The sequence below is a fragment of the Mycobacterium sp. genome (genome assembly GCF_049683935.1).
Lineage (GTDB): Bacteria > Actinomycetota > Actinomycetes > Mycobacteriales > Mycobacteriaceae > Mycobacterium.
In genome coordinates, this window is sequence record NZ_JBAUJR010000098.1 from 22,088 (window position 1) to 37,869 (window position 15,782).

Annotated in this window: 9 protein-coding genes and 1 pseudogene; 7 read left to right on the forward strand and 3 right to left on the reverse strand. The window is 65.8% G+C overall.

The annotated features are described in order from the left end of the window. Positions 1 to 5 precede the first annotated feature (5 nt). The 5 genes and pseudogenes from WA965_RS05495 (at position 6) to WA965_RS05515 (ending at position 9,854) form a co-directional block, all read left to right on the forward strand. Positions 6 to 5,546, forward strand: coding sequence for a type I polyketide synthase (locus WA965_RS05495; protein WP_526294530.1), 5,541 nt, complete (start codon positions 6 to 8; stop codon positions 5,544 to 5,546). Further along, positions 5,543 to 6,394, forward strand: a complete 852-nt coding sequence (locus tag WA965_RS05500; protein WP_526294529.1) for an ABC transporter ATP-binding protein — start codon at positions 5,543 to 5,545, stop codon at positions 6,392 to 6,394. Before WA965_RS05495 ends, WA965_RS05500 begins: the two co-directional genes overlap by 4 nt. A gap of 77 nt (positions 6,395 to 6,471) precedes the next feature. Continuing rightward, positions 6,472 to 7,251, forward strand: coding sequence for an ABC transporter permease (locus WA965_RS05505; RefSeq protein ID WP_526294659.1), 780 nt, complete (start codon positions 6,472 to 6,474; stop codon positions 7,249 to 7,251). A 157-nt stretch (positions 7,252 to 7,408) separates the two neighbouring features. Then, positions 7,409 to 8,890, forward strand: a pseudogene (gene pknB / locus WA965_RS05510) (Stk1 family PASTA domain-containing Ser/Thr kinase); the annotation flags it as partial. 136 nt (positions 8,891 to 9,026) lie between these two features. Beyond that, positions 9,027 to 9,854, forward strand: a complete 828-nt coding sequence (locus WA965_RS05515; protein WP_526294528.1) for an alpha/beta fold hydrolase — start codon at positions 9,027 to 9,029, stop codon at positions 9,852 to 9,854. A gap of 31 nt (positions 9,855 to 9,885) precedes the next feature. On the opposite strand, the gene WA965_RS05520 is transcribed toward WA965_RS05515, so the two are convergent. The 3 genes from WA965_RS05520 to WA965_RS05530 all read right to left on the reverse strand — a co-directional run bounded on the left by WA965_RS05520 (position 9,886) and on the right by WA965_RS05530 (position 14,384). After that, on the reverse strand, positions 9,886 to 11,502 hold the full coding sequence (locus WA965_RS05520; protein ID WP_526294527.1) for an SLC13 family permease: 1,617 nt from the start codon (positions 11,500 to 11,502) through the stop codon (positions 9,886 to 9,888). 134 nt (positions 11,503 to 11,636) lie between these two features. Further along, positions 11,637 to 12,668, reverse strand: a complete 1,032-nt coding sequence (locus WA965_RS05525; RefSeq protein ID WP_526294526.1) for a fused (3R)-hydroxyacyl-ACP dehydratase subunits HadA/HadB — start codon at positions 12,666 to 12,668, stop codon at positions 11,637 to 11,639. A gap of 129 nt (positions 12,669 to 12,797) precedes the next feature. Continuing rightward, complete coding sequence (locus WA965_RS05530) at positions 12,798 to 14,384, reverse strand: DUF1214 domain-containing protein (protein WP_526294525.1); 1,587 nt, start codon at positions 14,382 to 14,384, stop codon at positions 12,798 to 12,800. A 28-nt stretch (positions 14,385 to 14,412) separates the two neighbouring features. Between WA965_RS05530 and WA965_RS05535 the strand changes: the two genes are divergently transcribed. Beyond that, positions 14,413 to 14,988 (forward strand): hypothetical protein, encoded by a 576-nt coding sequence (locus tag WA965_RS05535; protein WP_526294524.1) that lies wholly within the window; start codon positions 14,413 to 14,415, stop codon positions 14,986 to 14,988. Between the two features lie 111 nt (positions 14,989 to 15,099). Next, positions 15,100 to 15,782 (forward strand): NAD-dependent epimerase/dehydratase family protein (locus WA965_RS05540; RefSeq protein ID WP_526447203.1); only part of this gene is annotated, 683 nt, incomplete at its 3' end.

The following is a 15,782-nucleotide window of genomic DNA, read 5'->3' on the forward strand; positions in this document are numbered from 1 at the left end:
TGAACATGCTCACTGAAGACAGCTATCATGCGCCGTTGGCGATCGTCGGCATCGGATGTCGGTTCCCCGGCGGAGCCGACTCCGCGAAGAGCTTCTGGGACCTGCTGTGCAGTGAGACCGACGCCACCTGCGTCGTGCCCGAAACACGCTGGCATGCTGGGCGATACCACGATCCGAATCCGACGAAGATCGGCAAGATCGTCACCCGTCGCGGCGGATTTCTCAGTGACGTCGATCAATTCGATCCTCAGTTCTTCGGTATCTCCCCGCGTGAGGCGCACACCCTCGACCCGCAGCAGCGTCTGCTGCTGCAGGCCACATGGGAGGCTTTCGAAGACGCGGGGATACCCGCCGATGCCCTCGCGGGTACCGACGTCGGGGTGTTCGTCGGCGGCTTCACCCTGGACTATCAACTGCTCCAGAATCAGGGCCGCACCAGTCGATACCGGTTCAAGTCGCATTCGGCGACCGGGATGATGATGACGATGCTGGCCAACCGGCTGTCGTATGCATTCGACCTCCGCGGGCCCAGCATGACGATCGACACCGCGTGTTCCAGCTCGCTGGTGGCGGTACACCTTGCGGCGCAGAGCATCTGGACCGGCGAGTGTGATCTCGCCCTGGCCGGCGGCGTGAACCTGATGCTCGGTCCCAACACCGCCATCGCCGAGTCGAGAAGCGGCTTCCTCAGCCCGGAGGGACGTTCCAAGGCCTTCGACGATTCCGCCGACGGCTACGCGCGTGGAGAAGGCGGCGCGATCGTCATCATCAAGCCTCTCGATCAGGCGCTGCGTGACGGCGACGAGATCTACGCGCAGATACTCGGCACAGCGGTGTCCCAGGACGGCCACACCGACGGCATCACGGTGCCCAGCGAGGACGCGCAAGAAGCGGCGATCACGACAGCGCTCCGACGTGCGGGTGTCGAGCCCGCCGAGATCGGATATGTCGAAGCGCACGGCACCGGAACACCCGTCGGCGATCCCATCGAGATGCGGGCGCTGGCGAAAGCGCTTGCTCCGGGCCGGTCCGCGACGGACCCGCTTCTGATCGGGTCGGTGAAGACGAACATCGGCCACCTGGAGGCCGGCGCCGGCGTAGCCGGTCTGATCAAGGCGGCGCTGGTGCTCAAGCACAGCTACATCCCCGCCAATCTCCATCTGAAAACACCGACCCGGCATGTCTCTCTCACCGAACTCCACATGGACATCGCCGGGACGGGACGGCCGTTTCCCGACTGCGACCGCCGACTTGCGGGGGTCAACTCCTTCGGGTTCGGCGGCACCAACGCCCATGTGGTGCTCGCCGAGCCCCCGGCCCCGGTCGAGGTCTCAGACGACGAACAACCGCTTCCGCTTGCGGTTCTGCCGATTTCGGCGCGCAGCGACGAAGCACTGGTCGCGGTCGCTGGGCGGTTGGCCGAACATCTCGCCGCGCATCCGGAGATCACGCTGCCGGATCTGAGCTACACCCTCGGCCGCCGACGCTCGCATCTCAATCACCGACAGGCGTTGATCGCCGACAGCGTCACCGATGTGCGGGAGCAGCTCCAGGCCCTCGCCGACGGCGCGCAGATATCGGCGGCCCGCACCGGATCGGTCGCGCCCAAACTCGCTTTCGTCTGCACCGGCATGGGTCCCCAATGGTGGCGGATGTGCCGGGATCTGCTGGACACCTCGCCTGTTTTCGCCGACAGCATCACACGCAGCGACCGGGAGCTGTCCCGCTACGCCGACTGGTCTCTGCTCGACGAGCTCCGACGTGACGAAAACAGTTCCCGCATGGACGAAACGGAGATTGCGCAACCCGCCAACTTCGCCATCCAGATCGCACTGGCCGAGCAACTCGCGCACTACGGGATCACCCCGGATGCGGTGGTCGGCCACAGCGCCGGCGAAGTGGCCGCCCATCATCTGGCCGGGCTGCTCACCTTCGAGCAGGCGATCGAGGTGATCTACCACCGAAGCCGGCTGCAGCAGCGCACCAGCGGCCAGGGTCGGATGCTCGCGGTCGGCCTCGACGCCGAATCGCTGATGCGGGCATTGGACGAGAAGGTCAGCGATGAGTTCGGGCAACGGGTTTCAGTGGCTGCGATCAACAGCCCGTCAGCGGTGACCGTCGCCGGCGACGGCGACGTCCTCGAGGACATTGCGCGGCAATTGGACGAAGCCGAGATCTTCAACCGGTATCTGTCCGGGAAGGTGCCCTACCACACCCACTACATGGACGCGGTGAAGGACGATCTCGTCAGTGCCTTCGAAGGCCTGTCGTCTGCCACGGCGGTGCTTCCGCTCTACTCGACAGTGACCGGCGAACGGTTGGACGGATACACCGCCGGCGCCGCCTACTGGTGGCAGAACACCCGCGCCACCGTGCTCTTCGAACCGGCGATCCGGCGAATGATCGATGACGGATTCACCCACTTCGTCGAACTCGGGCCCCATCCGGTGCTCGCCGCGTCGATCTTCGAAACCGCTGGAACACAGCGCGTTTCCGTCACGGCTACGCAACGTCGTGATCACGGCGCGCGGCGGACACTGCTGAACTGTGTCGGCGCGCTGCATTGCCAGGGCCACGACGTCGCGTGGGACGCCGTGCAACCCAGCGTCGGTGGACGACTGCTCAAGCTCCCGTCGTACCCGTGGCAGACGAAGCGCTTCTGGAATGAAACCCAGGAAGCGACCGAGACGCTGTTCTACGACCCCGTGCACCCCCTGCTGGGTCAGTGGGTGAGCGCCGTGCATCCCACCTGGGAAGCAGAACTGAGCACCGTCCTCAACCCGTTTCTGGCCGATCACCGTATCCAGGGAAGCGTGGTCGTGCCGGGATCGGTGTACATCGAGATGGCGCTCGCAGCCGCCAAGGCGACCTACGGCTCCAATCACAGCGTGGACAACCTCGTCCTGCGTCGGGCCGTCATCCTCGACGACACCTGCGATCCCATTCTCAGGACCACACTGGACCAGGACGACGGCACGCTGGAGTTCGCTGCGTTCACGGCCACGGCCGACGGGGACATGAAGTGGACGATCACAGCGACCGCGGAACTGAACACGCTCCCGGCGGTACCCCGCCACGATGATCCGTCCGGCAGTGAGGAACAGATCACCTCGCTCAGCGGCGACGATTTCTACGCCCGCACCGCAGCAATCGGATTCGACTACGGCGACGCATTCCGATCCGTCCGGAGCGTGACCGCCGGTGAGGACTGGGCGGAGGCCGAGATCGACGTGCCCGCCGTGATCGCCGACGAACTCGACGACTTCAGCTTCCATCCGGCGCTCATCGACGGCGCCTTCCAGACGCTTTTCGGCGCGCCGTTTCTCGGGGAGGGAAAGGGTGAGGACCCGTACCTGCCGACCCGGATCGGGCACTGCGCCGTGTACGGCCCGCCCGACAAGCGCATGACTGTTCGGGTCCACGTCCTCTCGGCGACCAGGGAGGAGATCAAGAGCGACATCACGATCTCCGACCAACTCGGTAATACGCTCGCCGTCCTGGACGGCTTCACGGTGCAATCGCTGAGCGCGTCCTCGCGGATGTCGGCTGACCGCATCGACAAGGGTCTGTACGAGGTCCAGTGGTGTGAGATGGCCGATGAGGACTCGGACAGCGTGCGAGAGAACGTGGCCGAGGGATCCTCGTGGCTCGTCTTCGTCGACGCTTCGGGTACCGGCACGGCCGTCGCGGCCGAATTGCGCAGGCGCGGTCACCGTGTGCACACCGTCGGACAGCAACGCGGTGCCGCGCTCGAAGAGGTCGACGGCGGATACCTGATCGACCCACACGAGCCCGAACAGGTAGGCCGGCTCATCGCAGCCCATCTCGCCGGCGTTGGCGACCTGGCTGGCGTGGTCAACTGCTGGCCATTGGACATGTCCGGTTCCGGCACCGAGCGCTCGGCTCTCGACGCAGCGAACCACCAGATCGGGACCTTCACGCTGCTGCGTCTGGTGAAAGCCCTGGCGGAGAACGGCACCGTCAAGCCGCGACTGTTTCTCATCACCGCCAACACACAACCCGCACCCGGAAGTGAGGTGACAGAGGTCGACCAGGCCGCCCTCTGGGGCCTCGGCCGGGTCATCGGGCACCAGGAGTTCCCCGAATTGTGGGGCGGTCTCCTCGACATCGACGGTGCCGGCGCGCCCGCCTTCTATGCCGCGCGGATCTGCGAGCACCTGCTGGACGGCGGCTCCGAAGACCAGATCGCGATCCGTGGCGACACGACGTTCGTCCCGCGGCTGCGTCCGTGCGCCACCCTGACCAAACCCTTCCCGACCAAGCTCACACCCGACGCGACCTATGTCGTCACCGGTGGGGCCGGAGCGTTGGGCCGCGTCGTGGCGACCTACCTCGCGGAGCGGGGAGCGCGGCACATCACGCTGCTCGGCCGGACCGCCATCCCGCCGAGAAGCAGTTGGTCGTCGTTGACGGAACACGACAGCCATTTCGCGACAGTGTCGATGATCCAGGCGGTCGAGCGCCTCGGTGTCGACATCACCACCGCCAGTGTGGACATCACCGATGCCTCCGCGGTGGCGGACTGGCTGCGTGATCACACCCGGGACGGCGGACGGCCCGTCCGCGGACTCGTCCACGCCGCGGGATCGGTGGCCGACCAGCTTCTTGTCAACATGAGCGAAGACGACTTCGCCACGGTGTTGGCCCCGAAGGTCGCCGGCACCCGCGTGCTGCACGACACGTTCAAAGACCTGGAGTTCTTCGTGATGTTCGGATCCGCCGGGTCCACCATCGCCGCACCCGGCCAGGGGAACTACGCTGCCGCCAACGCCTTTCTCGATGTCTTCGCGGCATTCCGGCAGGCGCAGGGGCTTCCCGCACTCACCATCGGGTGGGGGCCTTGGTCGGTCGGAATGGTCGAAGAGCTCAAGCTCGAGAAGATCTACGCACAACGGGGAATCGAGCTGATCACACCCGCGGTGGGCGCACGGATCCTCGACCGGCTCATCGGACAGAGAACGCCCAGCGTCGTTGCCATCACCGCTGACTGGGGCCGCGCCCGCCAAGCCGGCCTCGGCGGACGACTGCCGTCGATGTTCTCGCAACTAGAGGTGGCCGACACGGCTTCGCAGGCCGAGGGGGTGGACACCTCGATCCTCGATGTTCTGGCGGCGACACCGGATATCGACAGGCCCGCTGTCATCGCAGAACACGTCCGGCGCATCGTTGCCGGAGTGTTCGACTGTGCGGTGGCCGACATCGAGCCCGACGACATGCTCGACGACATCGGCCTGGATTCGATGATGGCGATGGACTTCCGGGTCAGGATCAATACGATGTTCTCGATCGATCTACCGGTGCTCGAGATACTCCGAGGCGTCAGCGTGAACTCATTGTCCGATCGGGTGCTTGCCGAACTCGAGTTCATCCACAGTGATGCGCCGACGGCCACCGAGGAGCCGACGCCACCACCACCCCCCGGCGCCGATGCCGACGTGGCCCAGCTGATCGACGAGCTGTCGGACGCCGACCTTCGGGCGCTGCTGGCCGAACTCGAGGCGCAGACCGACGAGCCGGATCGGTGACTCAGCCGAATCAATCGTCGGCAGTGCATGTTCGGGGGTTGTCGAAGTCCTATGGGCAGCTGCAGGCGGTGCACGATCTGGATCTCGACGTCGGTTACGGCGAGATCTTCGCCATCCTGGGACCCAACGGGGCGGGCAAGTCGACGACGATCGAGATCCTCGAAGGCAACCGCAAACGCGACTCCGGACAGGTGCGGGTGCTGGGTGAAGATCCCGGTACCGCCGACCGCAATTGGCGGGCCAGGATCGGCATCGTCCTGCAGGAGGTCAGCGACGCCGGAATGCTCACCGTGCTCGAGACGGTGCAGATGTTCACCAGGTGCTACGGCACCGCTCGAAGTCCCGGGGAGGTTCTCGACCTGGTCGGACTCGCCTCGGTCTCGGGTTCGAGGGTGCGCACGTTGTCGGGTGGCCAGCGTCGTCGACTCGATGTCGCCCTCGGCATCATCGGCATGCCGGAACTGCTGTTCCTGGACGAACCCACGACGGGGTTCGACCCTGAGGCCAGGCGCCAATTCTGGGAGCTGATCAGGGTTCTGGCTGCCGACGGCACGACGATCCTGCTGACGACCCACTATCTGGAGGAAGCCGCGGCGCTCGCCGATCGGGTGGCGGTCATCGCCGGCGGCAAGGTGGTGGCGATGGACTCGCCGACACGGTTGACCGAGCACGTCAACACCTCGGCGACGGTCCGGTGGATGGTGGGCGACGAGATCCGGGTGGAACACACCGACTACCCGACCGAGTTGATCAGGCAACGGAGCGCGGATGGCACCGAGCTGGCACAGCTCACCGTGACGCGGCCGACGCTCGAAGACGCCTATCTGCACCTGATCGGCATGGCGTGATGTCCGTCGGCCACTCGGAGAAGTCCTCGTCGGCCCGGCACCGCGCCGACGGTGTGCGATCTCCGATCCCCTCCGCCATGCGCATCGGGTTGTCGCGAGTCGTCCCTGAATTGAAGATGTTCTACCGCCGGCCCGAACAGATGGTTCTGACATTCGCGATGCCGGCGGTGATCTGCCTGCTGCTGGGGTCGATCTTTTCGCAGAGACTGCCCAACAGCGAGATCAGCACCGGCGCCGTGATCGCAGCGAGCATGCTCGCCTACGGGATCCTGTCGACGTCTTTCATCAACCTCGGCATCAGCGTCGCCGCGGACCGCGACACCGGTGCCCTGAGGCGCCTCCGCGGAACGCCGACCACCGCGTCGTCGTACTTCATCGGCAAGATCGTCCTGGTCGGGATCGTCAGTCTCGCCGAGGCCGTTCTCCTGCTGCTCGTCGGTGTGTTCGTCTTCGGACTGCGGTTGCCGACCGACGTTTTCGGATGGTTCACGTTGACGTGGGTCTTCACTCTGGGCATCGTCAGCTGCTCCCTGCTGGGCATCCTCATCAGCAACGTCGCGAGCAACGCCGTGTCCGCGGCGGTCCTCACCAACGGGCCCGCCGTGGGACTGCAGTTCCTGTCGGGTACCTACGTGCCGATCATGGTCTTGCCGACCTGGATGTTGATCGTCGGTTCGATCTTTCCGGTCAAATGGATGGCGCAGGGGTTCCGCTCGGTGCTCCTGCCGCCTGAGATGGTCATACTCGAACCAGCGGGCAGTTGGGAGCACTGGCGAATCTTCCTGGTGCTGATGGCATGGACCGTCGGCGGACTGATCGGCTGCCTCGCCGTGTTCCGGTGGTCGGACCGGGACTGACCACGTCGCCGTCGTCGCCGGTCCGGCTGATCTCCGAGTGGTCTTTGGCCGGGGCACCTGCAACGTGCCAGGATTGTCAGGTGGCCTCACCAAGGACAACCTGCCTTGGAAGCAGAGTGTCGAGCGAACCTGGGGCAGGACACGTCGGGATCCGGCAGTGAGCACGCCGCGCCTCCTCGCCGATCGCTACGAACTGCGCGAGATCGTGGGAATCGGCGGCATGTCCGAAGTTCACCTGGCGCGCGATCTGCGACTGAATCGCGACGTGGCGGTCAAGGTGCTGCACGCGGATCTGGCCAGAGATCCCAGCCTCAACGCGCGGTTCCGGCGGGAGGCACAGAAGACGGCGGGACTGAACCACGCCGCGATCGTTGCCGTGTATGACAGCGGCGAGGTGGAGACGTCCACAGGGCAGCTGCTGTACATCGTGATGGAGTACGTCGAGGGTCTGACGTTGCGGGATACCGTGCGTGCCCGGGGAGCCATGACCCCGCGGCGGGCGATCGGGGTCGCCGCGGATGTCTGTGAAGCGCTGGAGTTCAGTCACCGGCACGGGATCGTCCATCGCGACGTCAAGCCCGCCAACATTCTGATCACTGCGGCCGGAGCAGTGAAGGTGGTGGACTTCGGCATCGCCCGGGCACTCGCCGACAGCGACAACAGCGTCACCCGGACCGGGGCGGTGATGGGTACCGCCCACTACCTGTCACCCGAGCAAGCCCGTGGTGGTGATGTCGACGCCCGCTCCGATGTCTACTCACTCGGGTGCGTGCTGTATGAATTGGCCACCGGTGAAACGCCTTTCGCCGGTGATCTGCCCGTCGCGATCGCCTACCAGCACGTCCGCGAGGACCCGGATCTGCCGTCCAGCCGCGACGCTCGACTGACACCGGATTTTGACGCCGTGGTCCTGAAGGCGATGGCCAAGGATCCCGTCGATCGGTACCAGTCGGCCGCGGAGATGCGCGTCGACCTGATCCGCCTTCAGAACGGAGATACGCCGTTCGCCGCCGCGACGGGGACTGCCGCTGAACTCACGTCGCCGTTGTCCTTGGCCGGGCCGGATCGCCCGAACGAGCAGGTCCCGACTCATCCGTCGCGGCGGAGTGGTTCGTCGACCTCTCGGAAGTTGATTGCGTTCGGTTCGCTCGCAGTGCTCGCGGTCGTGTTGGCTGTCGCGGTCAACCTGGCCGGACGTGGCCCTGGCAGTGCCCCGCTTCCGGACGTGCGTGGTCAGGCCCTGCCCGACGCGGTCGCGGCGTTGCACGAATCCGGCGTCAGCACCCGTGTCCAGGAACAGGCGCATCCGACAGTGCCGAGCGACCACGTGATCGATACCGTCCCCGCGGCGGATACGGCAGTGGGGTCCGGCGACGAGATCACTGTCAACGTGTCAACAGGCCCCGCACGGAGCGTTTCCGACGCCGAGCAGCCGGCGCTGCGAGTGGTTCCTGATGTGACGTCGCTGACCTATGCCGAAGCGGTTCGGGTGCTGATCGACGCGGGCTTCCTGCAGTTCCAGCAAGCGTCGCTACCTTCGCCCCCCGAACTCGAGGATCGTGTGGTGGGCACCAATCCATTTGCCGGGAGGTCTGTCGAGGTCTCTGCCCGGATCACGGTCGTGATGGGCTCAGGTCCGGTGCCCGTCAACCCGTGACGTCCGGGAGTCCGTCGAATGGATGGCGCAAGGGTTCTGCCCGGAGAGGCGAGCTCGATGAAGAACAGGAACCCGGGAACGCAGGAACAATCGGAGGTTCTGTGGGTACCCGTGGTCCATGAGATATTCGCGCACCGGCTCCGGCCCACCCCTGCTACTGATCCACGGCATCTCCAATCTGCACAATTGGGATTCAGTGGTAGCCGACCTGGCCCGTGAACGCGACGTCATCGCCGTCGATCTGCCAGGATTCGGGGAAAGCCCGCCACTGTCAGGCGAGGTCTCGATAGCCACGCTCACCGATGCCGTGGAGGACTTCCTCCGCGAGCACGATCTGCAGGATGTCGACGTCGTGGGAAGTTCCATGGGCGCCCGCATGGCACTCGAGATGGCGCGCCGCGGACATGGGGGGTCAACCGTTGCGCTCGACCCGGGAGGGTTCTGGTCCGATACCGCCGTCAAGTACTTCGCCGCCACAGTGGTGCCCTCGATTGCCATGGTGCGCCGGATCCAGCCGCTGCTTCCCGTGCTGGTGAACAACCGGATCGGCCGGACGGCGCTGCTGGCGCAGTTTTCGGCGAAGCCGTGGGCGCTGGATTGCGACCTGGTGCTCCGCGAACTGCGCAACTTCGCGAGTTCGCCAAGTCTGTTCGACGCCCTGCAGGCATTGATCCGCGGCCCCAAACAGCAAGGCGCGCCGTCTGGAACGCTGCACGCTCCCGTCGTCATCGGCTGGGGACGCAAGGATCGCGTGACGCTGCCGCGGCAGGCCCAGCGCGCCCAGGAACTCTTCCCGGACGCCCGGATGCACTGGTTCTCCGACTGCGGGCACTTTCCGCACTGGGACAAGCCCGCTGAGACTGTGCGCCTGATCCTGGACTCCACCGGAGTGAATCCCCGATTCACCGGGTCCCCGGCCAGAGGCGCGAAGCGCCCCAGGGCCTGACGGACCTCACCGGGGGCGGCGGACGCGATCGTCAGGTCGCGATGCTGAAGACCCACACCGCGAGCGTCGTGGTGGCCGCGCTGATGAGCAGGATCGCAATGAGGTTCAGCCAGATTCCGCCCTTCACCATGCTGCCGATGTTGACGTAGCCGGTGCCGAAGACGATCGCGTTGGGCGGGGTGGCGACCGGCAGCATGAACGCCGACGTGGCCGCCAGCGCTACCGGGATCGTCAGCAACAGCGGATCCGCACCTATGCCGATCGCTACGCCGCCGATCACCGGCAGGAACGTCGCTGCGGTGGCGGTGTTGCTGGTCAGCTCGGTCAGGAAGATCACCGCTGTCGTGACGATGCCTACCAGGAGCAGGATGGACAACCCCTGCAGGCTCTGCGCCTGGGTGCCGATCCACTCGGTGAGTCCCGAGTTGCTGAACTGTGAGGACAGCGCCAGTCCGCCGCCGAACAGCAGTAGCACACCCCATGGAAGTTGCACCGCAGTGGCCCAGTCCAGCAGTCGCACACCCAGTTTCGCGCCGGCCGGCAGGATGAACAGCAGCACCCCGGCGGCAATCGCGATGCCGGCGTCGGAGATCGGCGGGTCCTCCCAGATCAGCGGAAAGGAGATCCAACTGACGGCGGCCAGGGCGAAGATGATCGCCACGCGCTGCTCGCCGCCCGAGGGCTTGCCGAGCTTGGCCAACTCGGTGTCGAACAGTTCCTTACCTCCGGGGAGTTCATCGATCTCGGGTCTGAACACGAACTTGGTCAACAACACCCAGGTGATCACCAGCAGCACCGAGGCGAGTGGAAGACCGAGCAGCATCCACTGGCCGAAGCTGATCTCGATGCCCTGCTCGTCCTGCAGGTAGCCCACCAGCAACGTGTTCGGCGGTGTGCCGATGATGGTGGCGAGGGAGCCGACCGAGGCCGCGTAGGCGATCCCCAACATCAATGCCGTGCCGAAGTTGGATTGCTTGACCTGCTCCTTGACCTCTTCCTGGTCACCCTGTTCCTCAGGGTTTTCTGCAGCTTCGGCGTCGCTCCCAGAGGCCGTCACGGTGCCTGCCAACATCAGGACCGAGACGCCGATCGGCACCATCATGACGGCGGTGGCGGTGTTGGAGACCCACATGCTCAGGAACGCAGTGGCGAGCATGAAGCCGCCGATCACCCGGGTCGCACTGGTGCCCATCGCCCGCACCGTCAGCAGCGCGATGCGCCGGTGCAGGTTCCACCGCTGCATAGCGAGCGCGATGAGGAATCCGCCCATGAACAGGAAGATGATGTCGCTGCCGTAGCTGGCGCCCACATCATCGACGCTGACGTCGTCGACAAGAAGCGGGAAAACCACCAGCGGCAGCAGCGCGGTGGCCGGAATCGGGATCGCTTCGGTCATCCACCACGCACCCATGAGGACCGCGATGGCGGCGGTGACCTTGGCGGAGTGGGCCAGATCGCCGGGCAGCACCAGGTAAACCAGCGCCGCGAGCAACAGGCCGCCGCCGAAACCGAGCCAGCGCCTGCGGAACGTCGATGTGCTCTCTGCGTCCGCGCGTTCACCCGGCGATCGCTCGTCGACCTCGTCGTCGCCGTGCGGGTCTCGTGGGTGGCGTTCGAGATCTTCTCGAGCGCCCTGATCAGTGGACATCGGTCACTCCCCGGCGAGCGTCGCGGCCCCACGTCTGCTGAAGGACCTGGTTGTCGTGATGTGCGTCACAACAGGTCTCTACCCACTGTGCGACGCCCCGAAGCGTTCCGGTTGGAGTAACTGCGGCGCCGCGCTCAGCTGAAGCGGATGTTCATCGTCGCCAGCCCGAAGATCTTCTTGCCGTCGGACTTCGCGGCGATGACAACGACGCCGCTGCGCGTCGCCGGATCCAATGACTTGATCCGGCCGCCGAACTCGATGTCGGTTCCTTCGGTGGCCGACACGATCGCCGGCGCAGACAGCCGCACCGCGTAGCGGGTGACCGCCCCGGGGTCACCCGACCACCCAGAGGCGAACCCGGCGCCCAGACCCATGGTGAGCATTCCGTGGGCGATCACGTCGGGCAGCCCAGCCAGCTTGGCGATGTCCTCGTCCCAGTGGATCGGATTGGCGTCACCCGCGACGCCGGCGTAGTTGACGAGGTCGCCCCGCGACAGTCGGGTGTGCCGCACTGGAAGTTCGTCACCGACGTTGACATCCTCGAACGACGGGGTTCCCGGGTTGCGGGTCGTGCCCCCTTCGGCGATGCGCACCTCGCCCTCCGGACGCACCGTCTTGTGGTACTCGGTGTCGAACGTGCCGATACCGGAGAAGTCGACGTCATGCATCATCGCGTTCTGCACGGCGGTCTTGATCGTCGGATCAAGATCCTCGGCGGTGACGCCGACGACGGTGGTGTGCAGCGTGTGCACCCGCTCGCCGGCGGCGTCGGTGAACGTATTGGTCACGGTGATCATGTCCCGGCCGGCGATCCTGCGAACCGACGTCAGTTCGACGTCGACGTGGAGTTCGTCGCCGGCCACGATCGGGCGGTGCTGTTCGAAGACCTCTTCGGTCTGGAGGTAGGTGTCGTAGCCGATGACCACCGACTCGAACATGCGGCGATTGCAGGACATACCCGGCGCCGAGGTGAACGTCAGCGGGGCCACCAGACCTGAGTAACCCAACGCCGCGGCAGCGTCGACGTCCCAGTGCGCGGGATGGTAATCCTGCACGGCGCGGGCGTACTCGCGCACCTTTTCGCGGCCGACGAGGTAGGTGTCGTCCATCTGGTAGTAGTGGCCGACCCGCGCCTCGAGTGCCGGTGCGTCTGCTGATGCGGTCATGAGTGTGCTCGACTTTCCTGGCCTCTCGTTCGCTGAGGCCGACCGAAGCACACTAACGCGCGCACCACGTCACACCGCACACCGACCTTTGACCTCGAATCCGAGACAGTGCGGCCAGAGAGGTCCGGTTCAGACCTGGGGATAGGGCGCCCAACGCTTGTCGAAGCCGGCTTTGCGTGCCGCCAGCTGTGCCGCCCGCTCCGCCGCCGTGACGTAGATCGTGCCCGCGGGCAGATGCTCGTCGAGTTCTTCGAGCTTGACGACGACCGATTGCACGCCCGGCGCGTCGCTCGACTCGGGGTCGAGGTTCTGGAACCGCATCGAGATGATGCCCTGATTCAGCCCGCCGGTCGAAATCCAGTTGGCCACAACGGGATCGGTCACTGAGATGACCATGGTGTAGGTGCCGTCCTGGTTGGCGACGGCCTGGTCGTCGTTCAGGCTCGTCTGCTGGTTCCAGTAGTCGTCTGTGATCGTCCAGTCGTTGTAGACCGGAACGGTGAAGAACCCGGCGTTGCCCGGGTCGATCGTCAGTACCAGGGCCTCGTCATCGGCGATCTGGAAATACCCGTTGCTCTGCAGTTGGTTGGCGAGGAACTCGGCGTTGCTGGCCGGCTGAGTCATCACGTTGGGGGCCCTGAGCTCACCGGTGTCGGGATCGGTCGTCGCCAGCGCCATGTACTTGGCCTGCTCCGCGCCTCTGACCAACAGCAGCAGCGCGGTCAGCGTGCCTCGCACGAAACGTGATTCGGCGATGCCCAACGGCGGTATCAGCGACACCAGCGACGTCAGCAGCGGACTGTCGTTGACCAGCCCGCCCAGCAGAACGAACCCCCCGAGTTGAGCGAACAGACTGTTGCGCGGACCGCTGACACGGTGCACCGCCAGTCCCATCGGATCCTCGATCGTCCAGTCGCCCAACGTGTCTCGCGCTGCAATCAGTGTGGACTTGGAGGTCAGCTGCAGGTGGTTCCTCTGGCCGGGCGTAGCGGGCTCACCACTGACGGTGATCACGAACGAGCCGTCTTCGTCGACGTCGAGGTCGCTGAGGGTCAGGATCGTCGACGTCGTACCGGCGGTTCCCTCGAGCACGCTGAACGTGGTGTCCGCGGGAATCCCGTCGTACAGGCGGCCGGTGATCACATATTCCGAGGTCTTGTTGACGGCGATGAAGCGGTAGATCGTGTCGGGATTGTCGTAGAGCAGACGTGAGCCGCCGACATCGATCCCGTACCAGCTGTGCGGAGGCGCGACCTGGGTGACGACGGCCGGATTCATGGGATTGAGGATCTGCTGCTGGAACGCCGCGGCGAGCGCGTACTCGTCGACGGCCCGGTCCAGCGCTTCCAGGTTCGCCGCGTCGGGGCCGCCGACGAGCGCGAACTGCTCTTTGGCGGCCGCCAGGAAACCAATCCGGAGAACGAGTTTCATGAAAGCCACCGGCAGCGAGTTGGCGGTCTGCATCGCGATCTTCTCGCGGGCGATCTTCTCGCGGGCGATCTGCTCCGGTGTGCCCAGTGGACTCACCTGGTTCGTCAGAGCGCTGCTGTTGATACTCACGGCGGCTTGCGGCTGCGCAATTGCGGTGTTTGCCTCGACGCCGACCTCACGCCGCGTCGCCGCCGCCATCGCCCATTCGGCCGGCGATGCCAGCGGGGTCTCGCGATCGTCCGGGGCCGACCGCGCGGAGGATTCGACGATCTTGACCTCGTCCACCGGCACTTGTGTATCGACCGACACCTGCGTGGCAGTCGGGGTAAGCGGAGCGGAGCGCTTGGTCACGGAGGCGTCGTCCTCCGATTCGTCCGGGGGTGCGGTCGAGGTGGTGTCGTCGGACTCGTCGTCAGCGGAGTCCGACTCCGCGGCTTCGTCGGGATCGCCTACAGGTTCGCTGCTGCGTTTTCCGGGGCGCGGGTTCTCGGCGGCGGCCTCCCTGTCCGAGGTCTGGGTCGTGTCTCCGGAATCGGTCGACGACGCCGCCGAAGATGACGATGGGGACGATGACGATGCGGACGAAGTCCTGGACTTTCTTCCGGTGGACTCAGTCGCCGAGTCTGACGACGAACTCGACGACGAACTCGACGACGAACTCGATGACGACGAACCCGCGGACGAGTCGTCACTGTCTGCGTGCGCGGACGGCATGGCAAGTGCCGCACCGACGCCGAGGAAGACCGCGAGCGCGCCGACCCGCCCGATGAACCTGCCGGACCCGGCCGTGCCCCCGGGTCCTGACGTCGGCGCCTCGGTCTGGCTGGTGGGTGAGCGCATCGAGTCTCCTCAAAGTGTGTTCTACATCACTCCAACCCGTCAGGTTTAGCAGGCAGAGCAGCCTGACCGCAACAGCTTCGTGAATGCGTCTCATATAAAAGACAATCGATGCCTCGATGTCTCATCGAGGACGTTCGCGCGTAGCTGGCATGGTGGGCAGATGGCCGCCGATCACCTCTCACCCGTCGTCGTCACCGGAGCGAACGGTTTTGTCGGCGCGCGTACCTGCGCCGCACTTGTGGAACGTGCGGTCGCGGTGCGCGCTGTCGTACGCCGGGCGGGATCCGCACCGAACCTCAGCGGGGTCCAGGAGTGGGTGGGGAGCTTCGGTGACCCGGACTTCGCCGCTGAAGTGGTCGCCGGGGCCGGCGCCGTCATCACGACCGTGCATCCGATGGGCTCTGATCGGCAGAACCAGCACCGAGTGGCCGTCGACAGCACCCCGGTGATGGCGCGGGCGGCCCGCGCCGCCGGCGTCGAACGCTTGATTCACATGTCGACCGCCGCCGTCTACGACCGGTCGCCCGGCGTCGGTGACGTCGACGAGTCAGCGGCGCTGGTGGACGACGATGCCGGTGACTACGCCGTCACCAAACGCGACACCGACGCTGCCCTCGCCGCGGTCGACGATCTCACCCGCGTCCTCGTCCGGCCGCCGGCCATCCTGGGCCCCGGCGAGACCTCGATCTGGAACTCGCTCCGCCCGCGCGGGATGGCGACGACCGAGTCCGCACGCCACGCCGTCGCCGGAAAGACGTTCGCGTGGGTGCACGTCGACGATCTCGCGGCCCTCCTCGCCGACCTCGCGACCGGGCGGATCGCGACGTCCACCGACCCTGAGTG

Coding starts and splice junctions, on each gene's coding strand:
- WA965_RS05525 (WP_526294526.1), bottom strand. CDS start 12,668: ATGACCGCATCAGCAGACGCACCGGCACTCGAGGCGCGGGTCGGCCAC.
- WA965_RS05520 (WP_526294527.1), bottom strand. CDS start 11,502: ATGTCCACTGATCAGGGCGCTCGAGAAGATCTCGAACGCCACCCACGA.
- WA965_RS05495 (WP_526294530.1), top strand. CDS start 6: ATGCTCACTGAAGACAGCTATCATGCGCCGTTGGCGATCGTCGGCATC.
- WA965_RS05505 (WP_526294659.1), top strand. CDS start 6,472: ATGCGCATCGGGTTGTCGCGAGTCGTCCCTGAATTGAAGATGTTCTAC.
- WA965_RS05515 (WP_526294528.1), top strand. CDS start 9,027: ATGAGATATTCGCGCACCGGCTCCGGCCCACCCCTGCTACTGATCCAC.